General features: G+C 42.1%; 25 protein-coding genes, 1 tRNA gene and 2 pseudogenes. 9 read left to right on the top strand and 19 right to left on the bottom strand.

Annotation, left to right across the window (positions count from 1 at the left end; genetic code table 11):
- Nucleotides 1–128: 128 nt before the first annotated feature.
- From cas5d to HEQ19_03415, 7 genes and pseudogenes are all read right to left on the bottom strand, one after another.
- Nucleotides 129–458, bottom strand: a pseudogene (gene cas5d, locus HEQ19_03445) (type I-D CRISPR-associated protein Cas5/Csc1).
- Nucleotides 459–660: 202 nt separating this feature from the next.
- A pseudogene (locus HEQ19_03440) lies at nucleotides 661–1,089 on the bottom strand (type I-D CRISPR-associated protein Cas10d/Csc3).
- Nucleotides 1,082–1,525: a DUF86 domain-containing protein gene (locus HEQ19_03435; GenBank protein ID WYL98717.1), complete on the bottom strand. Its 444-nt coding sequence runs from the start codon at nucleotides 1,523–1,525 to the stop codon at nucleotides 1,082–1,084. The pseudogene HEQ19_03440 and the gene HEQ19_03435 overlap by 8 nt, the downstream one beginning before the upstream one ends.
- Entirely contained in the window at nucleotides 1,522–1,974 is a 453-nt protein-coding gene (locus tag HEQ19_03430) for a nucleotidyltransferase domain-containing protein (GenBank protein ID WYL98716.1), read from the bottom strand. Before HEQ19_03430 ends, HEQ19_03435 begins: the two co-directional genes overlap by 4 nt.
- Before the next feature lie 58 nt (nucleotides 1,975–2,032).
- On the bottom strand, nucleotides 2,033–3,052 hold the full coding sequence (locus tag HEQ19_03425) for a PDDEXK nuclease domain-containing protein (GenBank protein ID WYL98715.1): 1,020 nt from the start codon (nucleotides 3,050–3,052) through the stop codon (nucleotides 2,033–2,035).
- A gap of 202 nt (nucleotides 3,053–3,254) precedes the next feature.
- Nucleotides 3,255–5,438, bottom strand: a complete 2,184-nt coding sequence (gene cas3 / locus HEQ19_03420; protein ID WYL98714.1) for a type I-D CRISPR-associated helicase Cas3' — start codon at nucleotides 5,436–5,438, stop codon at nucleotides 3,255–3,257.
- A complete protein-coding gene (locus HEQ19_03415) occupies nucleotides 5,371–5,682 on the bottom strand; it encodes a DUF433 domain-containing protein (GenBank protein ID WYL98713.1) in 312 nt (103 codons plus the stop codon). The genes cas3 and HEQ19_03415 overlap by 68 nt, the downstream gene beginning before the upstream one ends.
- A 167-nt stretch (nucleotides 5,683–5,849) precedes the next feature.
- Between HEQ19_03415 and HEQ19_03410 the strand changes: the two genes are divergently transcribed.
- Nucleotides 5,850–6,716: a WYL domain-containing protein gene (locus tag HEQ19_03410; protein WYL98712.1), complete on the top strand. Its 867-nt coding sequence runs from the start codon at nucleotides 5,850–5,852 to the stop codon at nucleotides 6,714–6,716.
- A gap of 324 nt (nucleotides 6,717–7,040) precedes the next feature.
- On the opposite strand, the gene HEQ19_03405 is transcribed toward HEQ19_03410, so the two are convergent.
- The 5 genes from HEQ19_03405 to pdhA form a co-directional block, all read right to left on the bottom strand.
- Nucleotides 7,041–8,207, bottom strand: a complete 1,167-nt coding sequence (locus HEQ19_03405) for a pyridoxal phosphate-dependent aminotransferase (GenBank protein ID WYL98711.1) — start codon at nucleotides 8,205–8,207, stop codon at nucleotides 7,041–7,043.
- A gap of 127 nt (nucleotides 8,208–8,334) precedes the next feature.
- A complete protein-coding gene (locus HEQ19_03400; protein ID WYL98710.1) occupies nucleotides 8,335–9,018 on the bottom strand; it encodes a Uma2 family endonuclease in 684 nt (227 codons plus the stop codon).
- 84 nt (nucleotides 9,019–9,102) lie between these two features.
- A tRNA-Lys gene (locus HEQ19_03395) sits at nucleotides 9,103–9,174 on the bottom strand.
- Nucleotides 9,175–9,235: 61 nt separating this feature from the next.
- Nucleotides 9,236–10,105, bottom strand: coding sequence for an aldose epimerase (locus HEQ19_03390; GenBank protein WYL98709.1), 870 nt, complete (start codon nucleotides 10,103–10,105; stop codon nucleotides 9,236–9,238).
- Between the two features lie 80 nt (nucleotides 10,106–10,185).
- Entirely contained in the window at nucleotides 10,186–11,220 is a 1,035-nt protein-coding gene (gene pdhA / locus HEQ19_03385; protein WYL98708.1) for a pyruvate dehydrogenase (acetyl-transferring) E1 component subunit alpha, read from the bottom strand.
- Between the two features lie 718 nt (nucleotides 11,221–11,938).
- Here pdhA and HEQ19_03380 point away from each other — a divergent pair.
- From HEQ19_03380 to HEQ19_03365, 4 genes are all read left to right on the top strand, one after another.
- Nucleotides 11,939–14,284 (top strand): IMS domain-containing protein, encoded by a 2,346-nt coding sequence (locus HEQ19_03380; protein ID WYL98707.1) that lies wholly within the window; start codon nucleotides 11,939–11,941, stop codon nucleotides 14,282–14,284.
- A 23-nt stretch (nucleotides 14,285–14,307) separates the two neighbouring features.
- Nucleotides 14,308–14,589 (top strand): hypothetical protein, encoded by a 282-nt coding sequence (locus HEQ19_03375; GenBank protein ID WYL98090.1) that lies wholly within the window; start codon nucleotides 14,308–14,310, stop codon nucleotides 14,587–14,589.
- A gap of 404 nt (nucleotides 14,590–14,993) precedes the next feature.
- Entirely contained in the window at nucleotides 14,994–16,238 is a 1,245-nt protein-coding gene (locus tag HEQ19_03370) for a DUF4912 domain-containing protein (protein ID WYL98706.1), read from the top strand.
- 226 nt (nucleotides 16,239–16,464) lie between these two features.
- On the top strand, nucleotides 16,465–17,349 hold the full coding sequence (locus tag HEQ19_03365; protein ID WYL98705.1) for a phosphodiester glycosidase family protein: 885 nt from the start codon (nucleotides 16,465–16,467) through the stop codon (nucleotides 17,347–17,349).
- Between the two features lie 542 nt (nucleotides 17,350–17,891).
- Here the strand turns inward: HEQ19_03365 and HEQ19_03360 are convergent.
- Together HEQ19_03360 and HEQ19_03355 are read right to left on the bottom strand one after the other, a co-directional pair.
- The gene (locus tag HEQ19_03360) at nucleotides 17,892–19,379 is read right to left on the bottom strand and encodes a site-2 protease family protein (GenBank protein WYL98704.1); all 1,488 of its coding nucleotides are present in this window, start codon (nucleotides 19,377–19,379) and stop codon (nucleotides 17,892–17,894) included.
- 100 nt (nucleotides 19,380–19,479) lie between these two features.
- Nucleotides 19,480–20,784 (bottom strand): RNA-guided endonuclease TnpB family protein, encoded by a 1,305-nt coding sequence (locus HEQ19_03355; protein WYL98703.1) that lies wholly within the window; start codon nucleotides 20,782–20,784, stop codon nucleotides 19,480–19,482.
- 74 nt (nucleotides 20,785–20,858) lie between these two features.
- On the opposite strand from HEQ19_03355, the gene HEQ19_03350 reads away from it, so the two are divergent.
- A complete protein-coding gene (locus tag HEQ19_03350; GenBank protein WYL98702.1) occupies nucleotides 20,859–21,011 on the top strand; it encodes a hypothetical protein in 153 nt (50 codons plus the stop codon).
- 50 nt (nucleotides 21,012–21,061) lie between these two features.
- On the opposite strand, the gene coaBC is transcribed toward HEQ19_03350, so the two are convergent.
- The 3 genes from coaBC to HEQ19_03335 all read right to left on the bottom strand — a co-directional run bounded on the left by coaBC (nucleotide 21,062) and on the right by HEQ19_03335 (nucleotide 23,441).
- Nucleotides 21,062–22,297: a bifunctional phosphopantothenoylcysteine decarboxylase/phosphopantothenate--cysteine ligase CoaBC gene (coaBC, locus tag HEQ19_03345; GenBank protein WYL98701.1), complete on the bottom strand. Its 1,236-nt coding sequence runs from the start codon at nucleotides 22,295–22,297 to the stop codon at nucleotides 21,062–21,064.
- Nucleotides 22,298–22,446: 149 nt separating this feature from the next.
- Complete coding sequence (locus tag HEQ19_03340) at nucleotides 22,447–22,659, bottom strand: DUF2555 domain-containing protein (protein WYL98700.1); 213 nt, start codon at nucleotides 22,657–22,659, stop codon at nucleotides 22,447–22,449.
- Nucleotides 22,660–22,814: 155 nt separating this feature from the next.
- Entirely contained in the window at nucleotides 22,815–23,441 is a 627-nt protein-coding gene (locus tag HEQ19_03335; GenBank protein WYL98699.1) for an alpha/beta hydrolase, read from the bottom strand.
- Between HEQ19_03335 and HEQ19_03330 the strand changes: the two genes are divergently transcribed.
- The gene (locus tag HEQ19_03330; GenBank protein ID WYL98698.2) at nucleotides 23,442–23,642 is read left to right on the top strand and encodes a hypothetical protein; all 201 of its coding nucleotides are present in this window, start codon (nucleotides 23,442–23,444) and stop codon (nucleotides 23,640–23,642) included.
- A 118-nt stretch (nucleotides 23,643–23,760) separates the two neighbouring features.
- On the opposite strand, the gene HEQ19_03325 is transcribed toward HEQ19_03330, so the two are convergent.
- Complete coding sequence (locus tag HEQ19_03325) at nucleotides 23,761–23,910, bottom strand: hypothetical protein (GenBank protein ID WYL98697.1); 150 nt, start codon at nucleotides 23,908–23,910, stop codon at nucleotides 23,761–23,763.
- Nucleotides 23,911–23,975: 65 nt separating this feature from the next.
- Here HEQ19_03325 and purH point away from each other — a divergent pair, with 65 nt between their 5' ends.
- Both purH and HEQ19_03315 read left to right on the top strand, forming a co-directional pair.
- Nucleotides 23,976–25,523, top strand: a complete 1,548-nt coding sequence (gene purH, locus HEQ19_03320; GenBank protein ID WYL98696.1) for a bifunctional phosphoribosylaminoimidazolecarboxamide formyltransferase/IMP cyclohydrolase — start codon at nucleotides 23,976–23,978, stop codon at nucleotides 25,521–25,523.
- A 4-nt stretch (nucleotides 25,524–25,527) separates the two neighbouring features.
- On the top strand, nucleotides 25,528–25,752 hold the full coding sequence (locus HEQ19_03315; protein ID WYL98695.1) for a hypothetical protein: 225 nt from the start codon (nucleotides 25,528–25,530) through the stop codon (nucleotides 25,750–25,752).
- Between the two features lie 512 nt (nucleotides 25,753–26,264).
- On the opposite strand, the gene HEQ19_03310 is transcribed toward HEQ19_03315, so the two are convergent.
- Nucleotides 26,265–26,402 (bottom strand): photosystem II reaction center protein K, encoded by a 138-nt coding sequence (locus HEQ19_03310; protein ID WYL98694.1) that lies wholly within the window; start codon nucleotides 26,400–26,402, stop codon nucleotides 26,265–26,267.
- Between the last annotated feature and the right edge of the window lie 134 nt (nucleotides 26,403–26,536).

Raw genomic sequence — 26,536 nt, 5'->3', positions numbered from 1 at the left:
TTAAAAATGGTAGATGTAGGGTGGGCAATGCCCACCACTTAGATTTAAGCTTTACAGCAATTTTCATTCATTTGAACCACAGATCTTCGTAGGGGCGCAAGGCCTTGCGCCCCTACCCTGTGGTCTATTTACCTGAAAATGGCTTTAAATCGATATTTCATGTGTGCAGGTAGGCTGATTTTTTCAGATTTGTGGGGATTTTCTAACTCGTAATATTGTCCTTGGCGAATGCTGATATTTTGAATTAGACTCACAGGAGGCATATTTACCACATCGTAGCTAACAACTTGATGGGTAAACATTACATCAAGGGGATTTAGTGGATAAGGGAAGGCGAAGTCACCAGTTTTTAATTCAATTTTGGTAACTGCTTGAGTATGTAATTCGGCTTTACTCATCCACTTACCCAAGCGAATCCATTTTGGTAGTTTGAGTTGCTTTTGAGAAATTACAAAAAACGGCTCTTCCGTACTTAGCGTGCTGAATTTGTTAAAAAATAAGTTTGAAACCCTTGCCTGGCTCCGATAAAAGCCATTATTTTTTGTATTTGAGCTACTGTTACTAAAAATCAAATTATAAACGCCTATAAGCCTTGTTATTAAAGCAATTTAATCGACTTTCATTAATAATTAAGCACGCTACACACGCAAGAGCCAGAGTTTCTAGACGTTTTTCAATTAAATTTGTGGGAAATAAGCCATTGAGTAAGTGAGTATTCAGCGATTGATCAGCAGCATTATCTCGCCTCACTTTACTTTTACCTTCTGCTGCTCGCTGTTGGTCAATTTCATCAAAAAATTTACCACCTTTAGCAGTCACACCAATTGCAATTCGTAGCAAGTTTGGTAAAACATACTCAGCAAAATCTGCCATAACTGTATCACCAGGATTTTGCGCTTTAATCGCTTCGCGCAATAGCTTGAGTGTGAGTAATTCCTCTTGAGTTTCAACAGTTCGGTCATTATCACTATCGAAGCCAAAGTCACCCGATAGCCAATCATCCTCTGCTGCTTCAGAATTTGCATTTTTTTCTGTGTCTAAGAGCGATAATTGTTGATATTCATCTGAGTTTCTACTTTTTTTAGCCATCTTCTTGACTCAATGAAATTAAATAAGAATTAACTTGGCGCACATAAAGCGGATATTGCTGTAACGCAAAATTGATAGACTTAAAAACTTGCTGCGGCTCTATGTCATCATATTCATGAACAAGACGATTTCTTAATCCTGATGATGGTGCTAGTTGTCTTGCTAATTCACGAGAAATTACGCCATATCTACCAAGGCTAATAAAAGAATCAAAGTTAGTTTGCGATTTTCCTGGATTTAGCCTTGATAATATATGATCGTTGATATCTATCGCTGCTTGAATCATTAATTGTAGAAGTCTCTCGGTAATTAGTTGATGATCAAAGTTAACCAAGTAATCATCTAAACTAATTTGCTCAAATCTTTTGAGACTGTCAAGATAACGAGCAATAAACTCCAACCTAGTTGTAACAATCACAGTATCTATTTTTGTCATACACCCCATCTTTCGAGAAACTGTTCAATATTTTGTCGTTTATTGTTTTCAATTGTTTTAAGCTGTGAATTACTCAAAAACACTCTTTGTTTAAATTTCTCAAATTCTTCTTTGTTAGCTTCATATAAAACCTTGCCATCACGAGCAATAAAATGTGATATTAGCTCAGAGCATTGATTAAGTTCCACAATATCAATTTTATCTGAATTTAGTTGAAATATTTCACCAATCAACATGGGTAATTCAAACAAACGTGAAATATTATCTTTTACATAAGCCTCACGCTGTTCCTCATCACACAAAACTGCAAAATCCCAGTCACTGTTTGCGTTAGTATTACCAGTAGCTCTAGAGCCAAACAAAACTAACATTTTTAAGTAAGGAATTTTTTCCGACAGTTGTAAGGAAAGTTGTTTAAGTTCTGCAATTGTTGGAGTATTGTTTTGCATTTCATGATTCTCCAGTTAGATAAATAATTCACAACATTTATTTGCTCACTCTATAATTCTATTCAAATCCTTCGAGTAATTTAGCAACTTGCTCTGGAGCAGGAAGCTGATTTTTTAATTCTTGAGGCAATTTTGATACTACTTGATAAGTGCCTACACCTATTGGTTTGTTAGATTCCTTAAGTGCATATTCAACAATGGTTCTTTGCTTAGATTTACAAAGAATAATCCCAATGGAAGGATTTTCATCTGGTAGCTTTACTGTGTTATCTAAAACAGCTAAATAAAATTGCATTTTGCCAACATACTCAGGTAGAAACTTACCAATTTTTAGTTCTATAGCCACCAAACACTTTAAACGACGATGGTATAATAAAATATCTATAAAATATTCTTCATCTTCAACTTCTAGACGATATTGACTGCCAACAAAGGCAAATATGCCGCCCATTTCTTGTAAAAATGGTTCAACTCGTGCTAAAATTCCTTGCTCTAGCTGTCGTTCGCTGTGTTCATCTGCTAGTTCCAGAAAATCAAAACTATATTCATCTTTAACAGCTAGTTTTAATTGATTACGTATCTCTGCTGGGACAGTGTTATCAAAATTTGTCTGATTCAGCAAAGTTTTTGCATAAGTTTGATTTTCAATTTGGTGGATTAAAACATTTTTTGTCCAGCCAAATTTACGAGTCATTCTAATATAGAATTCTCGCTCTAAGTCATCTTTGCACTTTTCTAAAATGGCTAAATTATGAGTCCAGCCAATTTCTCGCACCATTGGTGCGAGTTTTTCATTGTTGGCATAGGATTCATAAAAAAGCCGCATCCGCCACAGGTTAGCCGCAGAAAAACCACTAATACCAGGAAACTCTGTTTGTAAGTCTTTTGCTAACTGTTCTACTACAGATTTACCCCAGTTGTCATTCTGTTGTTTGATCACAATCATCTGGCCAATATCCCAGTACAGGTTAATCATTTCCCGATTAACTGCCTTTAGTGCCTCATATTGGGCTGAACGAATTCGTTGTTTTACTTCCATAAGTAGATGTCTGTAATTGTCTGAAATGGGGTTACTCATAGCGAAAAAAATTGAACTTATTCATGACTAATATCATGTCCGGGAGCTTACCCATAATACCCGCAATGTAGAGACGTTACATGTAACGTCTCTACAGAATATTTTATTACGGTCATATAACCGGACATGATATAACTAGCCGCTTACTGGCGTAAGCTTTTCTCCGTCACATTACATCTAATCCCTATTAGGGATTGAAACCTCAAACAACCCATATCTCATCTCCCTTGCTCTTAAACGTATACGCCAGGGTATCCAGCAACAGCGCAGAGTGACCAAAAGCTATGGAATACGGCGCATTAGCATCATGAAAGCTGTACTGATCACTAATTGGGTAAATCTGAAAGTGCATGGGTAGCCGTAGCCGCATCCGCACTTCTGCAACGGGACGGCGAATCACATAACAAACCAAACCCTCTTTTTTCAAGCGTTTGTTAATGTCCCGAATCCAAAGGTTTTCAGGTTGCCAAATTTCCACACCAGTTAATACCTGAACTTTCCAAGCATCAGCTATTGGTTGCAAATTTCCAGAATAGGTAAATTTCCAGTTCAGCCGTTCTTCTCGATATGAACGCAATTTAATAAATGCGAGACAGTGATTAAATCTACCTTTGGCTATGGGTTTTCCTGTGCGTTGGGCGGTTTCTTTTAAAGTTCGCATAAACGCCGTTTCTGTCCACATTTCTATCTCTAAATTGCTGACAATTCCTGGCAAATCATAAGTTTTAAATCTATCTATCTCTGTTGCTTCTGTTAAATCGTATATCCCACATTGCAGAGGACTAGAACCGCGAAAACTCGCAGCGTCATCAGCAATGGGATTTCCTGATTTACCGGAAACAGTCTGCCAATTTTTAGCCCATCCTTGAATACGTCCTGCTATAGATTTTAAACTAGTTTCAAAGACTGATTCACAAGCAACTTGAAACTGCTCTCGGCTTTGGGCATACTGTTGTTTAATTGTGCGATCGCTCAACTTGTAACACAGCCAAAATGACTGCACAGCACCCCAACGGCGATAGTATCCACGAAAATCGTTGATTTGACGATATTGCTCTTTAATTGCATTTTGAAGAGTGGGGCGATCGCAAATCATGCTCACCTCTAAAGCTGGTGACTCTACCTCAAATAACCGCTCAACTAAAAAGTTAGGAACAAGAGCAAAAGCTGTGAATTTTTCAAACTTGATTTCCTGACCATTTTGTTCATATCCATCATGCCTACCTAACCTACCCAGTCTTTGGATAAAATTACCAGCATCCGATGATTCAAAAATCAGAAAACTAATTTTGAAATCCACACCCACATCAATTGTACTAGTACCAATCACCAAATCTGCAGCCAGGCTGCGCTCTTTTGCTTCTTTACCAGATAGCCCGGTATTTTCGCCCACCCTCAAGCCATGAGGCTGCAATATTTGCTGAAAAAATGGAGTCAGGCGCTTAACGCCTGCAATTGAATTCAGAATAATTGCCCCTTTACTTCCAGGATATTGCTGAAATTGACTCAAAATTAAATTACTATTTTCTTGTACCCAAGTTTCCGAAGCTTTAAAACCAGGTTCCAAACCAATAAAATTCAGTGAAATACTTCTGGCTACCTGACGCCATCCCTGAGATTTTAGTTGCTGTTCTTGTGCTGGTGTATCAGGAAATTGATATTTATTTTCGTCTAGAGGATTGATTTCTCGACAACGAAATCCTGCTGTTTCTAAGCGATTTATTAAATTTATATCTGGTGTTGCAGAAAGAAACAAAAATTTCTTCCGGCGATTTGTGCAGCGAATTAACAGCATTGTATTGATAACGCTGGCAATTTGAGGAGCCGCAAAAACATGGAATTCATCAAAAATAAATAAATCAAAATCTTTATCGATTCTTCCCCATAATTTATCTGGGCTATCACCAGAAATTAGATAAGCACCTCGATGTAAGTAATGAAAAATATCAGGATTGGTTAATAATGCTTCTCTTTGACTTGCGAGAGTTGCGATTGCTGCACCTTTTTTCAATCCTTCGTTTTCTGCATAAATTTCTAAATCAGCCCCACTCAATCGCACTACACGCGGTTTATCTCTAGGTTGGAATTGTTCAATATATCCTTGAATCTGCGTTTCTTGATCACGGGCGAGTTCGTTAGTTGGATACAGTCCAATCGCTGAAAATTCACCTTGAATCACTTCTAAATATGCAGCCAAGCTTTTACCATCCCCTGTCATTGCTGTGTTGAAAATTACGTCAATATTTGGATTGCGTAATGCTTCCAACGTCGCTACTTGGTGCCAAGAAAGTGACCAATTATCAGGTAATTTGACCCCATCAGGCGTGGGGACTGTTTGAGAATAAACAGGCTTGAGAGTAATATGAAATACGGCTGTTTGACTCATTTTGCAATCCTAAAGGAATTTCCACATAGTTATCTCTTGTCATTTCCGCAGCGTATGCAATACAAGCCAGGATATCTTCTCGTTCCAAACCTGGATATTCTACCAAAACTGTCTCAATTGTTTCTCCACCTGCAAGTAAGTCTAAAATTAGAGATACCCAGATGCGATGACCTTTAATACAAGGTTTACCGAAACAAATATTGGGGTCAATGGAAATTCGAGAAAGTAAATTATTTATAGCCATTAGTGCTTCTCCTTATTTACCGTCATTCTTCTCAATGAATCCTTTTCCCCTAATTCTATATTCGGACATACACTTAAAAAATTGTCCGTAACAGCTTGTTAATCCCTATATTGCCATGCAAAATATAGGTTGGCAAGAGATATCCGTGTAAAAGTGTCCGTATAAATATGAGTCGCAAAGGTCAATCAATTACCCTATCGGTATCAGAACGGGACAAAGCTGAACTAGAAGCGATCGCCCGTGAATTTGGGATGATGTGGGGAAATGATCCCAATATCTCCAAGTTAATCAAGGCGATCGCACAACGTAAGTTAATCATTGGTAAAAATAACGACTGGCAAGAATCGCGTATCCGCACTTTGCATCGGTGTATTGGTGCTTTAACCGACATCGGACAAATTGAACAAGCGGAAATTATCGCTCACTTGTTACTAGAACGCAGCGAATTATCAACCCCACTGCGAAAGGAAATTCAAAGCTTCTTAGAGAATACACCCCCAGCTTGGCGGTTACAAATAGACCGCTATATTCTCCGTGAGCAATCTTTTCAACTCAGTTATCAAGATGCCAGAGAACAAGTATTTAATTTTACAGTGCGTCATGCTAAAGTTACACCCCACGAAAATCGGCAATACCTTGATTGCTGGTGTGATGAGACAGAAGGCAATTTTGATGTAGTAGAATTACAGCATAATTGGAGTTTGCGTTTAGACCGCATCCAAGACGCCGCCGTTTTACCTGTTGCTGGCGAGTGGCGTTCTGGGTTAGCTCAGATAGACGTAGAAATGCAGATATTGGGTAATTTAGCCTTTGCTTATCAAGCCAAACCAGAAGACAAAACCAATGAATGGCTACCAGACACACAAAGAGTGCGGCGAGTTGTCAGGCGGGTATCCAATACCTTTTGGTTTATTCGCGAAGTCATGCAGTATACCCCAGATTGTGTAATTGTATCACCAGAAAACCTTCGCGATCGCTTCAAAGAGAAACTCATTGCTCTATGTCATAATTACCACTTGCTCATTTCCGATTAAATCTACCTCCTACGCTGTTAAACGATGGGTAAATCCTACCCATTCGTTACTAGGACTTACGCATTGACAGTAAACACCAAATATGCATGATAATAAACACATCGAAAGTAGGGGTTTAGCATTGCTAAACCCTCCATAGCGAGGAAATTTGGTTTCAATCCCTAATAGGGATTAGAGGAAATTTGAACTACGGTTTTGGGGCGCAAGGCCTTGCGCCCCTACGAAGATCTGTGGTTATTGCGTGAAAATTGCTGTAACCGAACTGTATTGGCTGTTGAGTGTTAACTGTTGACAGTCAACCGTCAACCCTCAACCGTCAACCGACTAAATGCGAGATTTGACGAATTTCTCCAATCTGTCCATTCCCTTGACAATTGTCGCCAGGTCGGTCGCGTAGGAAAGGCGAATATTGTTATCAGCGCCGAAAGCAACTCCGGGAATGACTGCTACTTGATGTTCTTCTAACAAAGCGTCACAAAATTCCAGAGATTTGAGTCCGGTTTTGCTGATGTCGGGGAACAGATAAAAGGCGCCATCGGGTTTGGCGGTACTTAGTCCGGGAATAGCGTTGAGTCGGTCTAGCATGACCTGACGCCGTTTAGCGAAAGCTTGGCGCATTTGTTCAACACAGTCTTGGGAACTTTCTAACGCGGCGATCGCCCCATATTGAGCAAAGGTACACACGTTCGATGTACTATGCCCTTGGATGGTACTTGCTGCTTTAATAATTTCCACTGGACCGGCTAAATAGCCGAGGCGCCAACCTGTCATCGAGTAAGCTTTAGCAAACCCATTACTGATTAAAGTGCGGTCAAAAATTTCCTTACCTAGGGAACCGATGCTGATATGTTCTGCACCGTCGTAGAGAATCCTTTCGTAAATCTCATCAGAAACCACAAAGATATCTGCATCAACTACTACATCAGCCAGGGCTTTAATTTCCTCTGGCGTGTATACCATCCCCGTAGGATTGGATGGGGAGTTGAGGACAAATAACTTAGTCTTGGGCGTAATTGCTTTGCGGAGTTGTTCGGGAGTAATTTTATAACCCGTCGTTGCGTCTGTGTTGACAATTACCGATACTCCACCTACCAAAGTTACCATTTCGGGATAACTCAGCCAGTAGGGAGCCGGGATAATCACCTCATCACCTGGGTCGATCAAGGCCACAATCAAATTGTACAGAGAATGTTTACCGCCATTGGTGACGATGACATTTTCTGACTTATAATCTAGACGATTCTCAGTTTTTAGCTTGTGGGCGATCGCTTCCCGTAACTTTGGTTCACCAGCTGCGGCACCGTACTTAGTTTTACCTTCATCCAAAGCCTTTGCTGCTGCTGCTTTGATGTGTACTGGGGTGTCGAAATCCGGTTCACCAGCGCTAAAACTACAAACATCTATACCCTCTACCTTCATTGCCTTAGCCTTGGCGGCGATCGCTAAGGTGATTGAAGGTGTTACCTGACTTACTCTTGCTGCCAGCTTCATTCTTATCTTTAAATTCAGCAAATCTCTAATCTATTTAAGGATATCCCAGAATCATGATTGAGATTTACCTTTTTCTGGGCATAACATAATTTGACTGATGCTGTACACCGAAAATTACCAGTTTCAATTACTTACGGGCTAATTTCTCTACAAAAGCCCCATGTTCAGCAGACTGCAAACCTGCTTGTAATACTGTCAAAACCTGTTGTATATTTCCGGCTAACAAATCACTCACCCCTAACCATAACCCAGGAAAAACCTGACTTCGCATAATTCCATCATCAGGTACTAATTCCAAATACTCACCCTGTTCTAAATAGAACCAACTCAATTTTTGCTCCAAAACTTGCCAAACTATATATTCTTTCACACCATTGCGGCGATAAGCCTGTTTTTTGCCATGAAGGTCAATAGCTACACTACTAGCAGCAATTTCGACAACTAACTCTGGCGCACCTTCAATATAATCATCCTCAGTCAATCGCGCTTGACCACCTGCTTCTGGTATGATAATCAGAACCGCATCTGGCTGAGGTTCGTTATCCACGTCTAAGCGCACAGTCGGTTCCACACCCAGCGCCAAACCTACGGTAGCGGCTTCGTAAGTACCAAGCCATGTGAGAATCCAAGCATGAGGTTGACCGTGACTTCTAAAACGCAGAGCAGCAGGCATAATGTAGACTATCCCTTCAATTAATTCGGCTTTTTTCGAGGGGGACATGGCATTATAGCGACGCTCAAATTCATAGCGTGTGAGTTTGTCGCCATTTACTAGAGGAGGAATAGTCAGCTGTGTGGGTGTTTTCACCATGACAATTTCACCTGTGATTAGGTCTATCCTACCAAATTGGGGAAGATTTGAAAGTAATTCGTTTTCAGGTCTTTCAATTTTACATGGGTCGCCCGGGATTCGAACCCGGAACTAATCGGTTAAAAGCCGAGTACTCTACCGTTGAGTTAGCGACCCGTTTATTTGTTTTTGCAACTTTCCAATTATATCATAGATATATGGAAAATTGTCAAGGAGTTTAGAAGAAATTCGCTGTTAAGCTAAAAGAGGCTGTGCAGCTAGCTCCTGGTGGTAACACAGTCAGGTTTTCGCGAGTGTTAAGGGAGTTGCGGGTAGCACTCCACGGCTCCAAACAGTAGAATTCCTTGCCTTTGACCGTCCAAAAGACCAGCCAGGTGGTGAAATCATCGTAATCTAGGGTAAGTTTTAAGGAACGGCTCTTGTCTATTACCGCAGCAGATTTACTAGTTAGTTGTCCAAAAGCAAAATCAATTTCATCCTGGTCAAAATCAAAATTGCCATTAAAGGAGTTAATTTGCTTGGTTTTATTATCTTGATACTGCCCAGAGGGAATTTCAATCTGTAGCTGAGTTTTATCATCCACCAAAAAGTAAGGATGGAAACCAGCCGAAAATGGCATTGGTGTGGATGACAGATTTTGATATTCCTGATGAACTTTTAAGGTATTACCTTGGAGTTGATAGGTAAAAACCAGCTGAAAGTCAAAGGGATAAACTGCTCGTGTTTGCTCGTTGCTTTTGAGAACGACAGTCAGGCTAGCTTTATCTTCGGTGTTTTGGTCAGTTGCTTCCCAAGGTAATTCACGGGCAAAGCCATGCTGCTTAATAGTATACTGCTGCCCATCAATATTGTAAATATTATCGGGTAAATTGCCGCAGAGGGGAAACAAAATGGGATTTCCACCCCTAACACTTAATTCAGGATGAGTAAAGCGTTCGGTATCTAGATAAAAGATTTCTTGTCCCTGGACGCGCCAACGGGTGATAATACCACCACGTTCTGGGACGACTTCCACTTGGGAGCCAGTGCTTTGGTCAGAAAGAATGTAGGTTTTGTATTGTTGCTGTTGTTCGGCGATGGTAAACACAAATTTATTCCTTATAGGGCATAGGGCATGGGGAATGGGGCATTTTGCCAGTCGCTAGTCCCCAGTCCCCAGTCCCTATTTTACTGGTCTTCGGCGAAAATAAAGCGATATAACTCGCTGGGGTCTGGTTCGGGGCTACTCTCAGCGAACTTCACGGCTTCATCGATGACTGCTTGAATCTTGCGTTCAATGGCTTTCAATTCTGCCTCAGTTGCTAAGTCTTTTTCAATTAGATCAGTAGCTAACTTCTTAATTGGGTCACGAGCAAACCAGAATTCTTTCTCAGCTTTGCTGCGGAGTTCGTCTGGGTCGGCGAGGGAGTGACCCCGGAAGCGGTAGGTGAGGGCTTCGATCAATGTCGGTCCTTCACCAGCACGGGCGCGAGCAACGGCTGCTTGGGCTACAGCTCGTACTGCTAGCACGTCCATACCATCGACTTCAACGCCAACCATGTTAAATACACTGGCTTTTTTGTAAATCTCTGGGTCAGAAGTGGCGCGATCGTGAGCCATGCCAATTGCCCACTTATTATTTTCTACCACAAAAATAATTGGCAGTTTCCATAAAGCTGCCATATTTAGTGTCTCAAAAAATTGACCGTTATTAGCAGCACCATCACCAAAAAAGCAAGCGGTTACTTGGTCGGCGTTGGGGTCTCCCAAAACTTCGCGGCGGTATTTACTTTGAAAAGCCGCACCAGCAGCCACAGGAATACCCTCAGCCACAAATGCATAACCACCTAATAAACGATGTTCGGCAGAAAACATGTGCATGGAACCACCACGGCCTTTGCTGCATCCTGTAGCTTTACCAAACAGTTCCGCCATTACCTCTCTTGCTGGTACTCCCGCACTCAAAGCATGTACGTGGTCGCGGTAGGTACTGGACACGTAATCTTCGCCTGGTCGCATTGCTTGAATCACGCCAGTGGAAATAGCCTCTTGACCATTGTAAAGATGGACAAAACCAAACATTTTGCCTCTGTAGTACATTTCAGCGCATTTATCTTCAAAGAAGCGCCCTAATGTCATATCCTCGTACAACAGCAACCCTTCTTCTTTTGTGATCTGGGCGGTAGCAGCATCAAATTTGGGTAACGTGCGCTCTTGAACCATTATTTTTTAGTATCCCTGTGGTTAAATTTAAACTTACCATCTCAATTGTCACTGGTAGAAGTCCTGATTTTTCGTCAGGAGAGACGCAACGGCTCTAGACTTCGATGTATATGTAGTATAAGCTACTGCGTATACGCGGCACTTATTTCCATTCTCAAAAGGCAAATTGTTAATTTTTAATTTCTCAGGCTGTAGTTACAGTTACAGAGGAACTAACCTAACAAGCAGAGCTACGATAAAATCTAGCTCTACTCTCTTTGATAGACTATCAATCAGAATCGCTGACTTTCTGCATAACTATTAACAATTTGGCAAAAATGCCCATAAAAATTTCTGTCTGTAGCTAGATAATTGTAATCTTAGTTTAAGGATGATATAATTTCCTTCTCCAATTGTCATATTTCTAATCAGGGTGTGTATCTTACGCCACATACCAGGGGTAAGCTAAAACTCATATTCATTATTATGGATGGTGTGAAAAACTTTTGACCGTGCTGAACCATAAAAATACTAAGAATTAAGACAAAATGCTGACCCTTTCTAGGCGAAAGCAAAATATGGGGACTAGAATATGACTCAAATTTGGAGAAGGCACAAAACAGGTAGTTGCAAGATACACTTGTAGTGCCAAGTCAACACGGTATTATTATGGCACGGTTATACATGCCTGGAATGCTCTAGGTGAATTATGTTGATCACGGTGCAGGGGAAGTAGACTGTGCGAATTCCGCTAGATTACTACCGAATTTTAGGACTACCCTTGGCGGCAAGTCATGAACAATTGCGACAGGCATACAGCGATCGCATTGTACAATTGCCGCGACGGGAGTATTCAAGAACAGCAATTTCTGCTCGCAAACAACTTATAGAAGAAGCTTACGTGGTTTTATCTGATCCCAAAGAACGTAGCAGTTACGATCAGCTGTATCTTGCTCACGCCTATGATCCTGACGGTACAGCCTCTGCCACCGTTGCAGTTGAAAATCGCCAACAAAGTAACAATCACAATGGGTTCGACGCCCAAAGCCTCAGTATTGAAATTGAAGAAGCGGAATTAGTTGGTGCGTTATTGATTCTCCAGGAGTTAGGTGAGTACGAAATTGTACTTAAACTTGGTCGTCCTTACTTAGTCAGTAAAAACGATGGAGTAGCTGTCAAAATCGGCAATAATTTGGACAGGGACGCACTCGACGAAAGTGCTGACCGTCCAGATATTATTCTCACTGTTGCCCTAGCCTGCTTAGAACTAGGGCGTGAACAATGGCAGCAAGGTCACTACGAAAATGCCGCGATTTCTCTAGAAACTGGTCAGGAAATGCTATCTCGCGAAGGGCTATTTGGCAGTGTACAAGCAGAAATTCAAGCAGATTTATACAAATTGCGTCCCTATCGCATTTTGGAGTTACTGGCGTTACCACAAGTCAAAACTGCTGAACGACGCCAGGGCTTGGAATTATTGCAAAATATCTTAGATGATCGTGCGGGGATTGATGGCAATGGTAACGATGAATCTGGCCTGAACATAGATGATTTTCTGCGATTTATCCAGCAGTTGCGTAACTACTTAACAGTCGCAGAACAGCACGAGTTATTTGAAGCAGAAAGCAAACGCCCCTCGGCTGTCGCCACTTATTTAGCTGTATATGCCTTGATAGCACGCGGATTTGCCCAACGTCAACCGGCTTTAATTCGCCAAGCTAAACAAATGCTGATGCTTCTGGGCAAGCGCCAAGATGTACATTTAGAACAATCTCTATGTGCGCTGCTACTGGGGCAAACTGAAGAGGCTACCCGTGTTTTAGAACTTAGTCAGGAGTATGAAGCCCTAGCTTTTATTCGCGAAAAATCTCAAGATTCACCAGACTTGTTACCAGGGCTATGTTTATATGGAGAACATTGGTTACAACACGAGGTGTTTCCTCATTTTCGCGATTTGGCAAAGCAGCCAGCTTCCCTGAAAGATTACTTTGCCCAGCAAAAGGTACAAGCTTATTTAGAAGCCTTACCCACGGATGCAGAAACAACTAATGAATGGGCTGTAATTAACCGCCAATCTTTTCCACCTCCTCAGATAAATAATCCCCGTCGTCGCAATTTCAATGATGGTAATGGAGTTGCTCGACAATTCAATCAAAGGAGAACACCAGAGCCAGATTTGCCCCAAACAGCAACTAGAGAAAAATCTGATTATTCCCACTCGTCGTCACCCAAATGGAATAACTCAGCTAATCCTCCATCTGCTGGAGGGAGAAAACCAGAAACACCCATAGCACATTTTCCTCCTGCTGAACGTTTTAGCAAAGGAACAAGCCAAAATTTGAATGGTTCAGCTAAAGTTTCTCCACCAGATCAAACTCAAAAGCGTAGGCGGCGACAGCCAAGTCCTGTTAATAGCCGAGAACATGATGCATCTGGTCATCGTTATCGCTATCCCCAGCGACGGCGAACTTTAGCCAATTTTATCACCGGGAAAACGCGCTTAGTGTTGACTATATTGGCAACTTTTGCCGTTATATTCTTTTTATGGTTGATAGTTTCTACTACCTTTGGATTCGTAAAAAATCTATTTTTACCTGGGTCATCTTTACAAGGCGAACAATTGATGATCCAAATTAATCAACCACCTATACCTATTCCTGACCCAAACAGTAAACCATATTCACCAGATGGTCCGCTGACAAATGCAACAGCAGAGGAAGTTATTAGAACTTGGCTAGCTTCCAAAGCCGCCGCTTTGGGGACAAACCATGAAATTGAAAATTTACAGCAGATTTTAACTGGTTCAACTTTATCTCAATGGCGGCAAATTGCCCAACAAGAAAAGGCAGAAAACCGCTATCGGAAATATGAGCATAATTTGAAGATAGAATCTGTTGAGAAAACTGACTCAGACCCAGATCACGCAGCGGTACAAGCTACGGTGAAGGAAGTAACACAGTTCTATGAAAATGGTCGGATTCAGAAATTTTCTAATGAAAGTATCCGAGTTCAGTATGATTTGATTCGGAAACAAGGTGTATGGCGGATTCAGAGTATGTCAGTTGTGAATAAAATCAAGGACTAGGGATTGCACTTCGGCTCCGCTCAGTGACCAGGGATTGCACTTCTGGTGCGGACGCTACGCGTAGCTTGCTTCCACGTAGTGGTACGGCTCCGCTCAGTTACCAGGGATTGGGGATTGGGGATTGGGGATTGGGGATTGGATTAATTTACTCATTACTCATTACTCATTACTCATTACTCATTACTCATTACTCATTACTCCTTACTCATTACTCATTACTCCTTACTATTGGGGATTGGGAAGTAAACGATAATTTGACACGCTTTAGCGAATATCAGCAAGCTCAGATGGTCTCAAGGCTTTGATATCAAGCATTTCAACTTATGTGTCATGAAACGTTGACATTATGCCCCTGGGAAATGGCTGTAAATAGGGCTTAAGTCATGAAACCATGATATTACAATCCCCGCAGGGCTAATAAATTCGTGAAACAGGCAAATTAACGACGTTAGACCCCTTGATCCCGACCCAGGGTTACTGGTTAATATTTACTTAACAAACAGCACTCCTGTGATCCCAAAGAAATGCTGATTTCGGCATAACTAGGAATTTCAAAGGAGTGACCAATTTTAAAAAAGACTAAAAAACTTAAAAACTGGGCAAAACCAGGAGTCAGGAATAATAAATTCATCTGGAGTGGATGACATTTTAAATCGCATTCTTTAACCAGGGAAATCATTAATCTTTCAAACTACTGGAGGCCAAATTCATGGCAAAAGAACGCCCACCGTTAGAGGAAATGACACTGCGGCAACTACGTAAAGTCGCTAGCGAATATAGCATTTATCGCTACAGTCGAATGCGTAAATCACAATTACTGGCATCAATTCAAGAAGCCCAGAACAACAAATTTTCGCTTAGTCTATCTCATTCACTGGAGGCACAGGAAACCGTGGAAGCTGCAAAATTCGAGTTGGGTCAGATAGACCGTACCGGTGGATCTCTAGCTGATGTTGATGAAGCACTGGCAGATTTACCCGCTGGTTATGGTGACAGTCGCATCGTATTACTACCCCGAGATCCTCAGTGGGCTTACACATATTGGGATATTCCCAATGAGCATAAACAAGAACTACGGCGTCAAGGGGGACAACAGCTGGCGCTGCGGATTTACGATGTCACTGATATTGATCTCGATTACCAAAGCCCCCACAGCCTACAGGAATATCCTGCTGATGAACTAGCAAGAGAATGGTATCTACCAATTCCAGTGAGCGATCGCGATTATGTCATCGATATTGGCTATCGTACTGCTGATGGCCGCTGGTTGGTATTAACGCGTTCTGCACGAGTACATATTCCTCCCGTCTATCCTTCTGACTGGATTGAAGATGTGTTTGTGACTGTCAACTTTGAAGAAGAGTTGCGTGGTAAAACCGTCTACGAATTGGTACCCCCAGCTAAGAAGATTGCAACAGCAGCCAATGGTCACGCCAACCCCATCTATGAGGAAATCTTTGGCTTGGCTGAATCTGCTGAAGCCCAACGGGTTGCAGGTTCTATATTCGGTTCTATGCAGCAAGTTCCTGGTTCAGCGCGTCCCGAACAAGCCATCAGCTCCTACATTTTCCCATCTGGTGTGGGTATGTGGGCTGTTCCCACCGTCTCTGGTTTAACCATGTCTGGTGTGGGAATGTCTGGTGTGGGCTTCTCGGCCTCTGCGGTACCAGTCCGTCCCCGCAAATTCTGGTTAATTGCTGACGCTGAATTGATTGTCTATGGTGCCACCGAACCCGATGCTACCGTGACTATTGGCGGTCGTCCAATTAAGCTGAATGCAGATGGTACATTCCGCTTCCAGATGTCCTTCCAAGATGGTGTAATTGACTATCCTATCTTGGCTGTGGCTGCTGATGGTGAACAAACGCGATCAATTCACATGAATTTTGAGCGTGAGACTCCATCCAGAAATACTAATACCAAAGAAGATGCTGTTTTAGAGTGGCTTTCTTAATTCCGAATTTTGAATTAACTCCAGATTGAAATATTAAATACCCGCTATAGTATTGCTGTAGCGGGTTTTTTTGATCTGGTAAATCATAAATATGTCAAAATTATTTTTCTTATCTCTGCTGAATATAGAACCCTATCCCCTACCCCCTAAGCGCGAGGGAGGAGGGGGAAAAAGATTTTTCATTGGATTTTGTTTACGAAGCTCATGGGTGTTTGTTTTCATCATCATGATGAGTTTATTATCAGGTTGTCAAAAGCTTGATGCCAAATCAGCGATCGCACAATCTACAAATTGTCCTGGGAGAGATTCTCGGTTCAGTATTGAGTTTTTTCAAGCTAATAATCAGGGGAAAAAATATGCTAGAGGCATTAATCATGTGATTATTTTTAATCCGAAATCTGAGAAGTTGGATTTTAAGGTCAATGTTGGTTTATCTCATAAGCTTTATGTAAAAGATAATCGGGGTAAATTGCGAAAAGATTATGTGCCAAAACAGTTTCGTCAAATCATTGCTGATCAAAATTCTCAATTAGATGGACTAGCGCCACTTGCTGCAATTAATGCTGACTATATCGGTACTGATGATAAACCCCAAGGCTTGAATATTTCTCGCGGTATTGAGTATTCAGGAGACTTTAAAAATAAGCGTTCTTCTTTTGGGATATCAGGCGGTAAACCGCAGGATAGACAGGCGACTATTAATGCTGGCAGAAGAAAAACTGAGATTCTCAATTACAATTTGGTGGGTGGTAATGGTAGATTTTATCGTGGTGGTAAATTTAAAGATATTTGTCGAGATTTGGGGGAATTTGCTTGTAAAAGTGCCACAAATCGCTCAATGGCAGCTATCACCGACCGAGGTTATGTAATCTTGCTGGTTAATGATGCTAAGGCTAATTCAAATATTGATTTTTCTCCAGGTAATCAAGAGTTACTTCCAGATCAGTTTGATGATGTTTTAACAGGAATTGCTAGGAATAATTGTTTGGGTAAGATTCAAGAAGGGTTATTATTTGATGGCGGAATGTCTCCGGGGTTGTATTACAATAATAAAATTTATGTGGAGAATCCGGGTCCGATTGGTTCAGTATTTTTGATTTATAAAAAGTAAAGTAATACCAATTCTATAATTTTTTGTACCCAAATCATCAGAAAAATGGGTCCCAAACCCCGTCCTTCTAGGACGGCTTTACATGGTATAATCAGCACAGCAACTAGGACCTTAATTGGTGGGTGAAACTCCCAGTGGCGGGACGTTCTGGTTAAAAGGCTGTTACTCTACATGGGTAATTCGGTACTCTGTACTCCAGTCCCAGCCCCCACAAGCAAGGACAATTAAGTGAGTGAGTAACAAGCATACGATAAGTAGACCCAATGGGCAGTTTACGCACTGCTTGGAGGGAGTAGGCGCAATTGACACCGCGCATCGCACGACACCGGGATACGGGTAAACGGTTCTGGGAGTTGTGGTACGAGCAATGCCATTCCTGGTATCTCCTTTTAAAGAATCTCCTCGCCTAAAGGCAGGAGAGTGTCAAATTCCCGACCTGTCCAATGGGTTACAAGACTCCCCAGTCAGCCTTGTAGGGGCGCAAGGCTTGCGCCCAGATGCGTGCGCCCCAGAGAATAGGGAGCAAAGCCAACTGCTAACTCCTAACCCCCAATACCCAAGCGCCCAGCCAAGGCGGGAGTTAGGGGTAAAAGGGTGGTAATCATTAAAAATAGAGCTAAAAGACCCAAAGCGGCTCTAGCATCATCAGGTTCAGTGATTTCATTCAAGCTGGGGCGTTCTAAATCTCGTTGTAAGAACAGAATCACAATCGCCCAGTACATCGCCAGGGGATTGGCAAGGGACACAATCCCTAGCAAAATTAAAGTGGCAAATGTCGCCCTTCCAGCGGTTTTGCGTCCATAAATCGCTTGGACAATGCGACCACCATCTAATTGTCCAGCCGGCATTAAATTCAAGGCGGTGATGACTAACCCTACCCAACCAATTACCACGAGGGGATGGACATTGACCAGGGGTGACTGCAAAGCCGAACCCAGGACGACTCGCGCCAAGCTACCCACCAAAATCGAACCTTGGAAAAATTGATTTGGTACTTGAAATAAACTCCCTGGGTGGGAAAGCAGTAAGCCCACAATCAACATTAATACAGAAACGATTCCACCAGCCGCAGGTCCAGCCAAAGCAATATCAAATAGTGCCTTGCGGTTGGGTAACAGAGACTCAAAGCGGGTAATTGCACCAAAAGAACCAATTTGTACCGCAGGTAGAAAGAAAGGCCAGCCTAGGCGCACTTGGTGACGACGGGCTAGTAACCAATGACCGATTTCATGGGCTACTAATGTGGCGAATATACCTAGTCCTATGGGTAAAGTTTCTGCAAAGCGTTCTGGCTGGGAAAAGAAATCAAAATTCAACAGGATACCCGCAGCTTCTAAAGTTGTGGCAATAGTCGCTACCAACAGGATACCCGCAAACGCTTTTTGCGATAATGACGCCGGGCGCGGGTCAGTAAGACTTGGGAGGACAATTACTACGGGTTTGCTGTCTGTGTTATCCACTAAAAAGAGGCGATATTTATCACCCAAACGTTCCTGTAAACTCGTAGTCAATCGCTTGTGAGTTTCCTCTGCTTCACCCCGCAGATTACCTTTAAAAATCGCACCTTCTTGGTAGGGGATGGTTTCTGTGGCGAAAAATGTGTCAATCCCGAAAATGCCTTTAATTGCATTTAAATCTTCCTCTGGAATTGACAAAATCTCAACTTTGAGATCTGCAACTCCTGTGGGTTGCGTGGTATCTCCTCCCGATGAAGCATTAGCGGCTAGTCTTTCTGTAGCCCGCTGCTTGAGCAGTTCATCTTGTCCAGCGAGGCGCAACTGTTTCCCCACGTAGATGTACAAGACAGCGGAACCCACCACCAAGAACAATATTGCCACTATGTTGAGGTAAATTCCAGCTGCAAATAAACCAAAGAACAATAGCCAAGGACCCATCAACACCACCGACTGTAACCAGGCTAAGATTCCCAGTTTACCAAAAGGTCTGGCGCGATAAAAGCCCCAGCCTAAAATCCCGAAAGCTACCAGCAAAATTGCTGCGATGATAGAAGTTTCTGATAGTGTAGACATCTCCAAACCTTTGCTGATGAGACCGAGCTAGTACAAGTCTGATATTGCAGATACATCTTTAATTTTTGACACTCCCCCGACTGAGTAAGTTTCGCTTTGCTCACTTACTCGTAAAGTCGGGGGATTCTTCCTTCATCCTAGTAACTTGCTCTAACAGGCTGACGCCAATTAGAGTAGAGGTTACTAGTCCAGAAGCGTTACTTTGCCTGTGCCCCAAGCTAGCTTTTGCATCGCGGAGCGTGTCGGAGACAAGATTTAAAATATTTTTGGCAGCGTTAACATCTCTGTGTAGGTACGAGCCACAATTGCAAATGTGGCTACGAGTTGAAAGAGATTTTTTAACAATTGTTCCACAATCAGAGCATTTTTGAGATGTCATTCTTGGATTGACAGCAACAACAGTGCTGTTAAATTTAGCTGCAAAATATTCTAACCAACGACGGAACAGTGCCCAAGAAACATCATTAATACTCTTGGCTAGACAGTGATTTTTTACCATGCCTTTAATATTCAAATTTAGCCTTCGGCAACGGCTTCGCCGAACATAGGCTACTAAGGCGTTAGCCTTGCATACGTTACGCGCCAATTTAAGAGCGTGTTCTTTCCGTTGCCTACTTACTTTTAAATGTTTACGTGCATATCTGGAGCTAGCTTTCCGACGCTGGTTTTTACCTTTTTCCTTCTTGTAAATTTGGCGTTGAGCGTGTTTAATTACTTTTTCAGCTTTCCTCAAAAATCTAGGGTTTTCTACATGATTACCATGAGAATCTGAGTAGAAAAATTCTAGCCCAACATCTAAGCCTATTTCACCATCTGCAATTCTAGATTCAGATTTAACATCAGTATCAATACAGAATTGGCAATAGTAACCATCAGCTTTTTTGAGTAATCTAACACGCTTAATTAGCTTAATTGAGTAAGTTTGGATATCCCATTTACCAAGTAGTTTAACTTCACCGATACCTTTTTTATCAGTGAATGCTATGCGTCTTTTAACTTGGTTTAATGACCAACCGCTAGTTTTGTATTCCACAGAACGGTTATCTTTTTGAAACCTGGGATAGCCCTTTTTACCTGCTACTACGGCAGTTGCTCCACTTGGGGAGACCCCAAGACCGCACTGCCTCTTCTTCTTACAGTTCTGGTAGAACCTATCAATGGCAGACCATGCTCGTTCAGTTGCAGATTGGCAAGCCATTGAGTTTAATTCCTCAACAAATTTAAATTCTTTCCGTAATGCTGTTGAGTAATTATTTAAAGCAATTTTATTAACCTTAGCTTCCTTTGGTGCATCCATCCAATAGCGTATAGCTTTATTTCTGATGAATTGAGTTGTACGGATAGCTTCATTAATTGCATCATATTGATGCTTTTTAGCCTTAACTTTGTACTCTAAAACTAGCATTACTTAATCACCTCCTTGATGATTTTCCTAACTGTATATATGATAGCATAATTATGTACACATAAGCTACATATATGCCAAAAAAGCAATTACATATACTTTTAAGCGAACGCAGAATTAATAAGCTACGCTTATTAGCGGTGGAAAAAGATAAAACTATGACTCAAATCATAGAAGAATTGATTGATTCTTTACCTGAACCAAAAAGAAAAAATCACGGTGAATAAATTCACTGTTGGCGCTACATCCGGAGTCTAAAAGACACAGGGTTTTGTGCCTATCGGGTTATTTGTATAAAATCAAATAAATGATGCGCCATTTGCAATTTGGCACAAGGCGCAATTTCTACCTGACGCCCAAATTTATCTAAAAATACTGCTTGATTATTGTCACTGCCAAAACCACTATCGACCTGATCAATGGGATTGGCAACAATAGCATCTAATTTCTTACTCTGCAACTTCTCTAATGCAGGTGTCACAATATCGCCAGTTTGTGCAGCAAACCCAATTAAACGCTGATGGGGTTGTTTAATTCGTGCCAATTGGGCAATAATATCTGGGATTGGTTCTAGAGGTAAGGCTTCTGGAAGCGATCGCTTGGGCAATTTTTCTGTACTATAATCTCTGGGCTTCACATCTGCTACTGCTGCTGACATGATGATCACATCGGCGGTTGCTAAATACTCCACCATTACCTGTTGCATTTCCTCTGCACTAATGACGGGAATTGCTTGCACTCCCAAAGGGATATCCCAACTGGCTGGCCCATGTACCAAGGTGACATTTGCTCCTCTATGCAGTGCAGCTTGCGCTAAAGCTAATCCCATTTTACCTGTAGAAGGATTGCCAATAAACCTCACTGGGTCAAGAAATTCTCGCGTTCCCCCAGCACTAATCAATACCCGCTTACCTGCTAAATCTCGTTTACCGCCAGTCTGCAACAGTGATTGGATATAAGCCAAAATTTCTGGGGGTTCTGCCATTCTACCAGCACCGACGCGATCGCACGCCAATAACCCCGACGCCGTACCGATACCATAATAACGGCTATCTGTCAATAATTGCCGCCAATTTCGCTGCACTGTCAATTGTTCCCACATATCCGTATTCATGGCTGGCGCCAACAACACGGGAATTGTAGAAGCCAGGACAATATTTGTCAGTAAATTATCAGCCATTCCATAGGCTAACTTTGCTAAAGTATTAGCAGTTAAAGGAGCAATTACCAATAAATCAGCCCATTCACCCAATTCAATGTGCAATGGACGGGAGTGAATTGGTTGCCAAAAATTGTCATCTGTGTAAGCGGGATGACGGGAAAGGGTGGCTAAAGTTAAAGGCGTGATAAACTCTCGTGCAGAATTGGTGAGAACCACCCGCACTTGGACGCCAATTTTAAACAGAGTTGAAACCAATTCACAAACTTTGTAGGCGGCGATACCGCCACCTACACCAATTAAAACCCTTTTTGTCAATTGGGGATTTAGAATTTGGGATTTGAGATTTGGCATGGCAAAGAGTTAGAAGTTAGTAGTCAAGTGCGATAATTATTCCGAAGGTCTAACTTTGCGCCTCCTAACTCCTGTACGGGCGGGTTTATAAATAATGTAGTCTACCACAGATTTACTCGTTAAACCCGCCCCTACACACTCCTAACTAGTTAAGCTTCATCGTAGGGTTCCAAGTCTAAGAGATAGATATAGGGTTCAACTAATTCCGGGCGCTGAAAAGCGATCGCTCGCAATAGATGCCAGTCATTTAAACCCTCAAAAGCATTGCTATAATTATCTAACTCCAGACGTGTAGCTAATTCTTCTACCTCCACAGTAGTCATGGACGCAATTTCTTTCTTGGAAATGCTTAGAGTTGTCATAATGCTTGCCCCTCCCTAATGCAGCATTCGCATCCAGCATGGGTTAAATTGCGCTGTTACGCAACCACCCAATCTATATTACTCATTAGATGCCGTTAATTTCGTAAAAATTTTGCGGATTTTTACCACAAGTTGTAAAAAAATTGTAACTTAGGCTAACGAATTGCATTCACGACGAAATTCCGTAGCACGTCTAACATTTGTGGACGAATTTCATGTCCCATATTAAATTCATGATATTCGACCGTAACTCCTAGGGATGTTAAGGTTTCCCTGGCCTTCACGGCTGCTGATAGTGGTACTACTTCATCTTGTGTACCATGTGTAATTAACGTTGGCGGAAAACCACTTCTATTTGCTTTGTCAGCATCAGGATGCAAATAACCACTCATAGCAACTAAACCTGCTAGAGGTAAATTTAATCCTACATCCAAAGTCATTGCCCCACCTTGAGAAAATCCACTCAAAATTGTCCGTGATAAAGGTACACCAGTGCTACTATCTAAAGATAGCAACCAATCTGTTAACACTTGCCGCGTTTCTGCTAACCCCTGAAACATGTTTTCTTGTCTCAAGTCGTACCATGCCCTACCTATAGGAGAATAAGGATAAGGAAAAGGAGCATTGGGAAAGACAAACTGATAATCCGGCAAGTTAAAAAATGGTAATAAAGATGCCACATCATCAGCATTAGCACCCCAACCATGTAAAGTTACGATTAAGCCAGACGGTGCTTGACCTGTTTGGGGGGGAACGGAAATAAAGTCTAAAGTTTTAGTCATGTGTCATGTGTCATGTGTCATTGGTCATTGGTCATTGGTCATTGGTCATGTGTCATGTGTCATGTGTCATGTGTCATTGGTCATTGGTCATTGGTCATTGGTCATTGGTCATTGGTCATTGGTCATTGGTCATTGCTCATTGGTCATTTGTCATTTGTCAGTTGTGATTGGTCATTGGTAAAAACAACTGACAAACAATAATCCTAAGCCAAAGTCTGTAATGGCAATACAAGAAATGTAAAATTTCTTGGCACATGGGTAGGGTGCGTCAGGAGCGAAAAAACCCTAATTGCCAAGATATTACTGGTACTGACGCACCCTACGGACAAATGACAACTGACAAATGACAACTGACAAATGACAACTGACAAATGACAACTGACAACTGACAACTGACAACTGACAACTGACAACTGACAACTGACAACTGACAACTGACAAATGACAAATGACAAATGACAAATGACAACTGACAACTGACAGTAAAATAAACTTCTGCCCTAAATTTTTGACACCAAAGGAAACTTGGGAATTATGGCGCGTCTAGCCCTGCTGAGTGTATCTAATAAAACTGGTTTAATTGACCTAGCCCGTAGCTTGGTGGAAGAATTTGACTTTGATTTAATCAGCAGTGGGGGAACAGCCCAAGCAATCAAAGAGGCGGGAATACCAGTTACCAAAGTATCTGATTATACAGGTTCACCGGAAATTTTAGGTGGTCGAGTCAAAACCCTACATCCGCGAATTCATGGTGGAATTTTAGCGCGGCGGGATGTCGCAGAGGATATCACAGATTTAGCAAATAATCAAATTCGCCCGATTGATTTAGTGGTGGTGAATCTTTATCCCTTTGCAGAAACTATTGCTAAACCAGGTGTCACATTATCAGCAGCGATTGAGCAAATTGATATCGGTGGACCGGCGATGCTGAGGGCGGCATCGAAAAACTTCGCCCATCTGACAGTATTATCTGATCCAGGACAGTATGACGAATATTTAGCAGAATTGCGAGAAAATAATGGGGAACCATCCCTAGAGTTTCGCCAAAAATCAGCCTTAAAAGGATTTTTGCATACTTCTAGCTATGATCAGGCGATCGCGTCCTACCTCAGCGATTACGTGACACCGGCTGCAAGTGAATTACCCCAAGAATACAGCTTTTCGGGACAACAACTACAACCACTGCGCTATGGCGAAAATCCCCATCAAAGCGCGGGCTGGTATCAAACTGGTAGCACCCCTACTGGATGGGCTGCTGCAACTAAATTGCAAGGTAAGGAACTCAGTTACAATAATTTAGTTGATTTAGAAGCCGCAAGACGGATAATTTCTGAATTTACCGATACCCCAGCGGTAGCCATCCTGAAACACACTAATCCTTGTGGTGCGGCACAGGGAAATACAATTGTTGAAGCGTACCAAAAAGCTTTTAACGCTGATGCTGTTTCTGCCTTTGGTGGTATTGTCGCCCTCAACCGTCCCATTGATGTAGCTACAGCCAAGGAGTTAAGTAAGACATTTTTAGAATGTGTAGTCGCACCAGGTTGTGAAGCTGATGCCCAAGCAATTCTCGCGAAAAAATCCAATGTGAGAATTTTAATTCTACCAGATTTTACTACCGGTCCCAAAGAAACAGTTAAAGTGATTGCCGGCGGTTTCCTTGTCCAAGCGGCTGATGACATTATAGCCGACACCAGTAAATGGCAAGTAGTCAGCGAACGTCAACCTACACAAAGCGAATTAGCAGAATTGCTATTTGCGTGGAAAGTGTGCAAACATGTAAAATCGAATGCGATAGTTGTGACTAGCGATCGCACTACCCTGGGTGTAGGCGCCGGTCAAATGAACCGCGTCGGCTCAGTGAAAATTGCCCTAGAACAAGCAAAAGAAACAGCCAAAGGTGCTATTCTCGCCAGCGATGGATTCTTCCCCTTCGATGATTCCGTCAGAACCGCCGCCAACGCCGGCATTACAGCCATTGTCCAACCAGGCGGAAGTTTACGCGATCAAGATTCTATCAAAGCTGCTAATGAATTAGGTTTGGTGATGGTGTTTACAGGTGTACGTCACTTTTTACATTAACTGAATGGGGACTGGGGGCACTTCGGCAAGCTCAGTGCATCGCTGGGGACACAACGACCGCTCAGTGCATCGCTGGGGAATGGGGAATGGGGACTGGGGACTAGTTTTTAGGGTGCGTCAGTATCAATGGCTTTGGCTGATTGACTCCGACTCTCAGCACTTTTCCTTGGCAGATAGTCCAGTTCATAAACTGTCACCTGCTATACTTGTCACTTGCGAATATAGGTGATAGATTTCACGAGTGTGTGAGGAGCAAGTTGAAAACAAAAAGCGTCTGGGGTGGAAACACGGCAACACTCCCAGGCGCTTTTTGATTTTCTGCCAAAAATTCCATTTCTTGTGCAGTTCATAAACTGTCACCTGCTATACTTGTCACTTGCGAATATAGGTGATAAATTTCAGGAGTGTGTGAGGAGCAAGTTGAAAACAAAAAGCGTCTGGGGTGGAAACACGGCAACACTCCCAGGCGCTTTTTGATTTTCTGCCAAAAATTGCATTATTTTGTGAAATTAGAAAATTGTTATGTAGTATACTGACAAACCCTTGGGACAGGTGATATAGTCTAATAGTGTGTGAGGAGCAAGTTGAAAACAAAAAGCGTCTGGGGTGGAAACACGGCAACACTCCCAGGCGCTTTTTGGTTTTTGTGAGAAATCGGGTTGACGGTTAACTGTTGACGGTTGATGATAAAAAAAATAGGACAGGTAAGATACCTGTCCTGCAAATTTGTAAGAAATTAACTTACCTAAAACCCACAGCAGCTTGCCAAACGAAAGCAAGCAACAAGAAGAAAACGGGAATAACTGGCAGAACATCCACCAAGGGGTTGAAGATTTGGTAAGCTTCAGGCAATTTAGCTAACAAAAGTGCTGCTTCCATGTTTGTTTATATCCACCTATCCAACACAGCATTAATTAATAATTGAGATTAATTTTAACATGGTGGAGTCAGTTGTCATTTGGGACTACCAAAAAATAAATTACCCAATAGTTGAGTCCCTAGGGTGAGTCAGT

Origin of the sequence: Gloeotrichia echinulata CP02, assembly GCA_038087035.1 — a bacterium.
Classification (GTDB): Bacteria; Cyanobacteriota; Cyanobacteriia; order Cyanobacteriales; family Nostocaceae; genus Gloeotrichia; species Gloeotrichia echinulata.
Note: the sequence above shows the minus strand (reverse complement) of the source record. Positions and strands in the feature narration are given on the sequence as shown.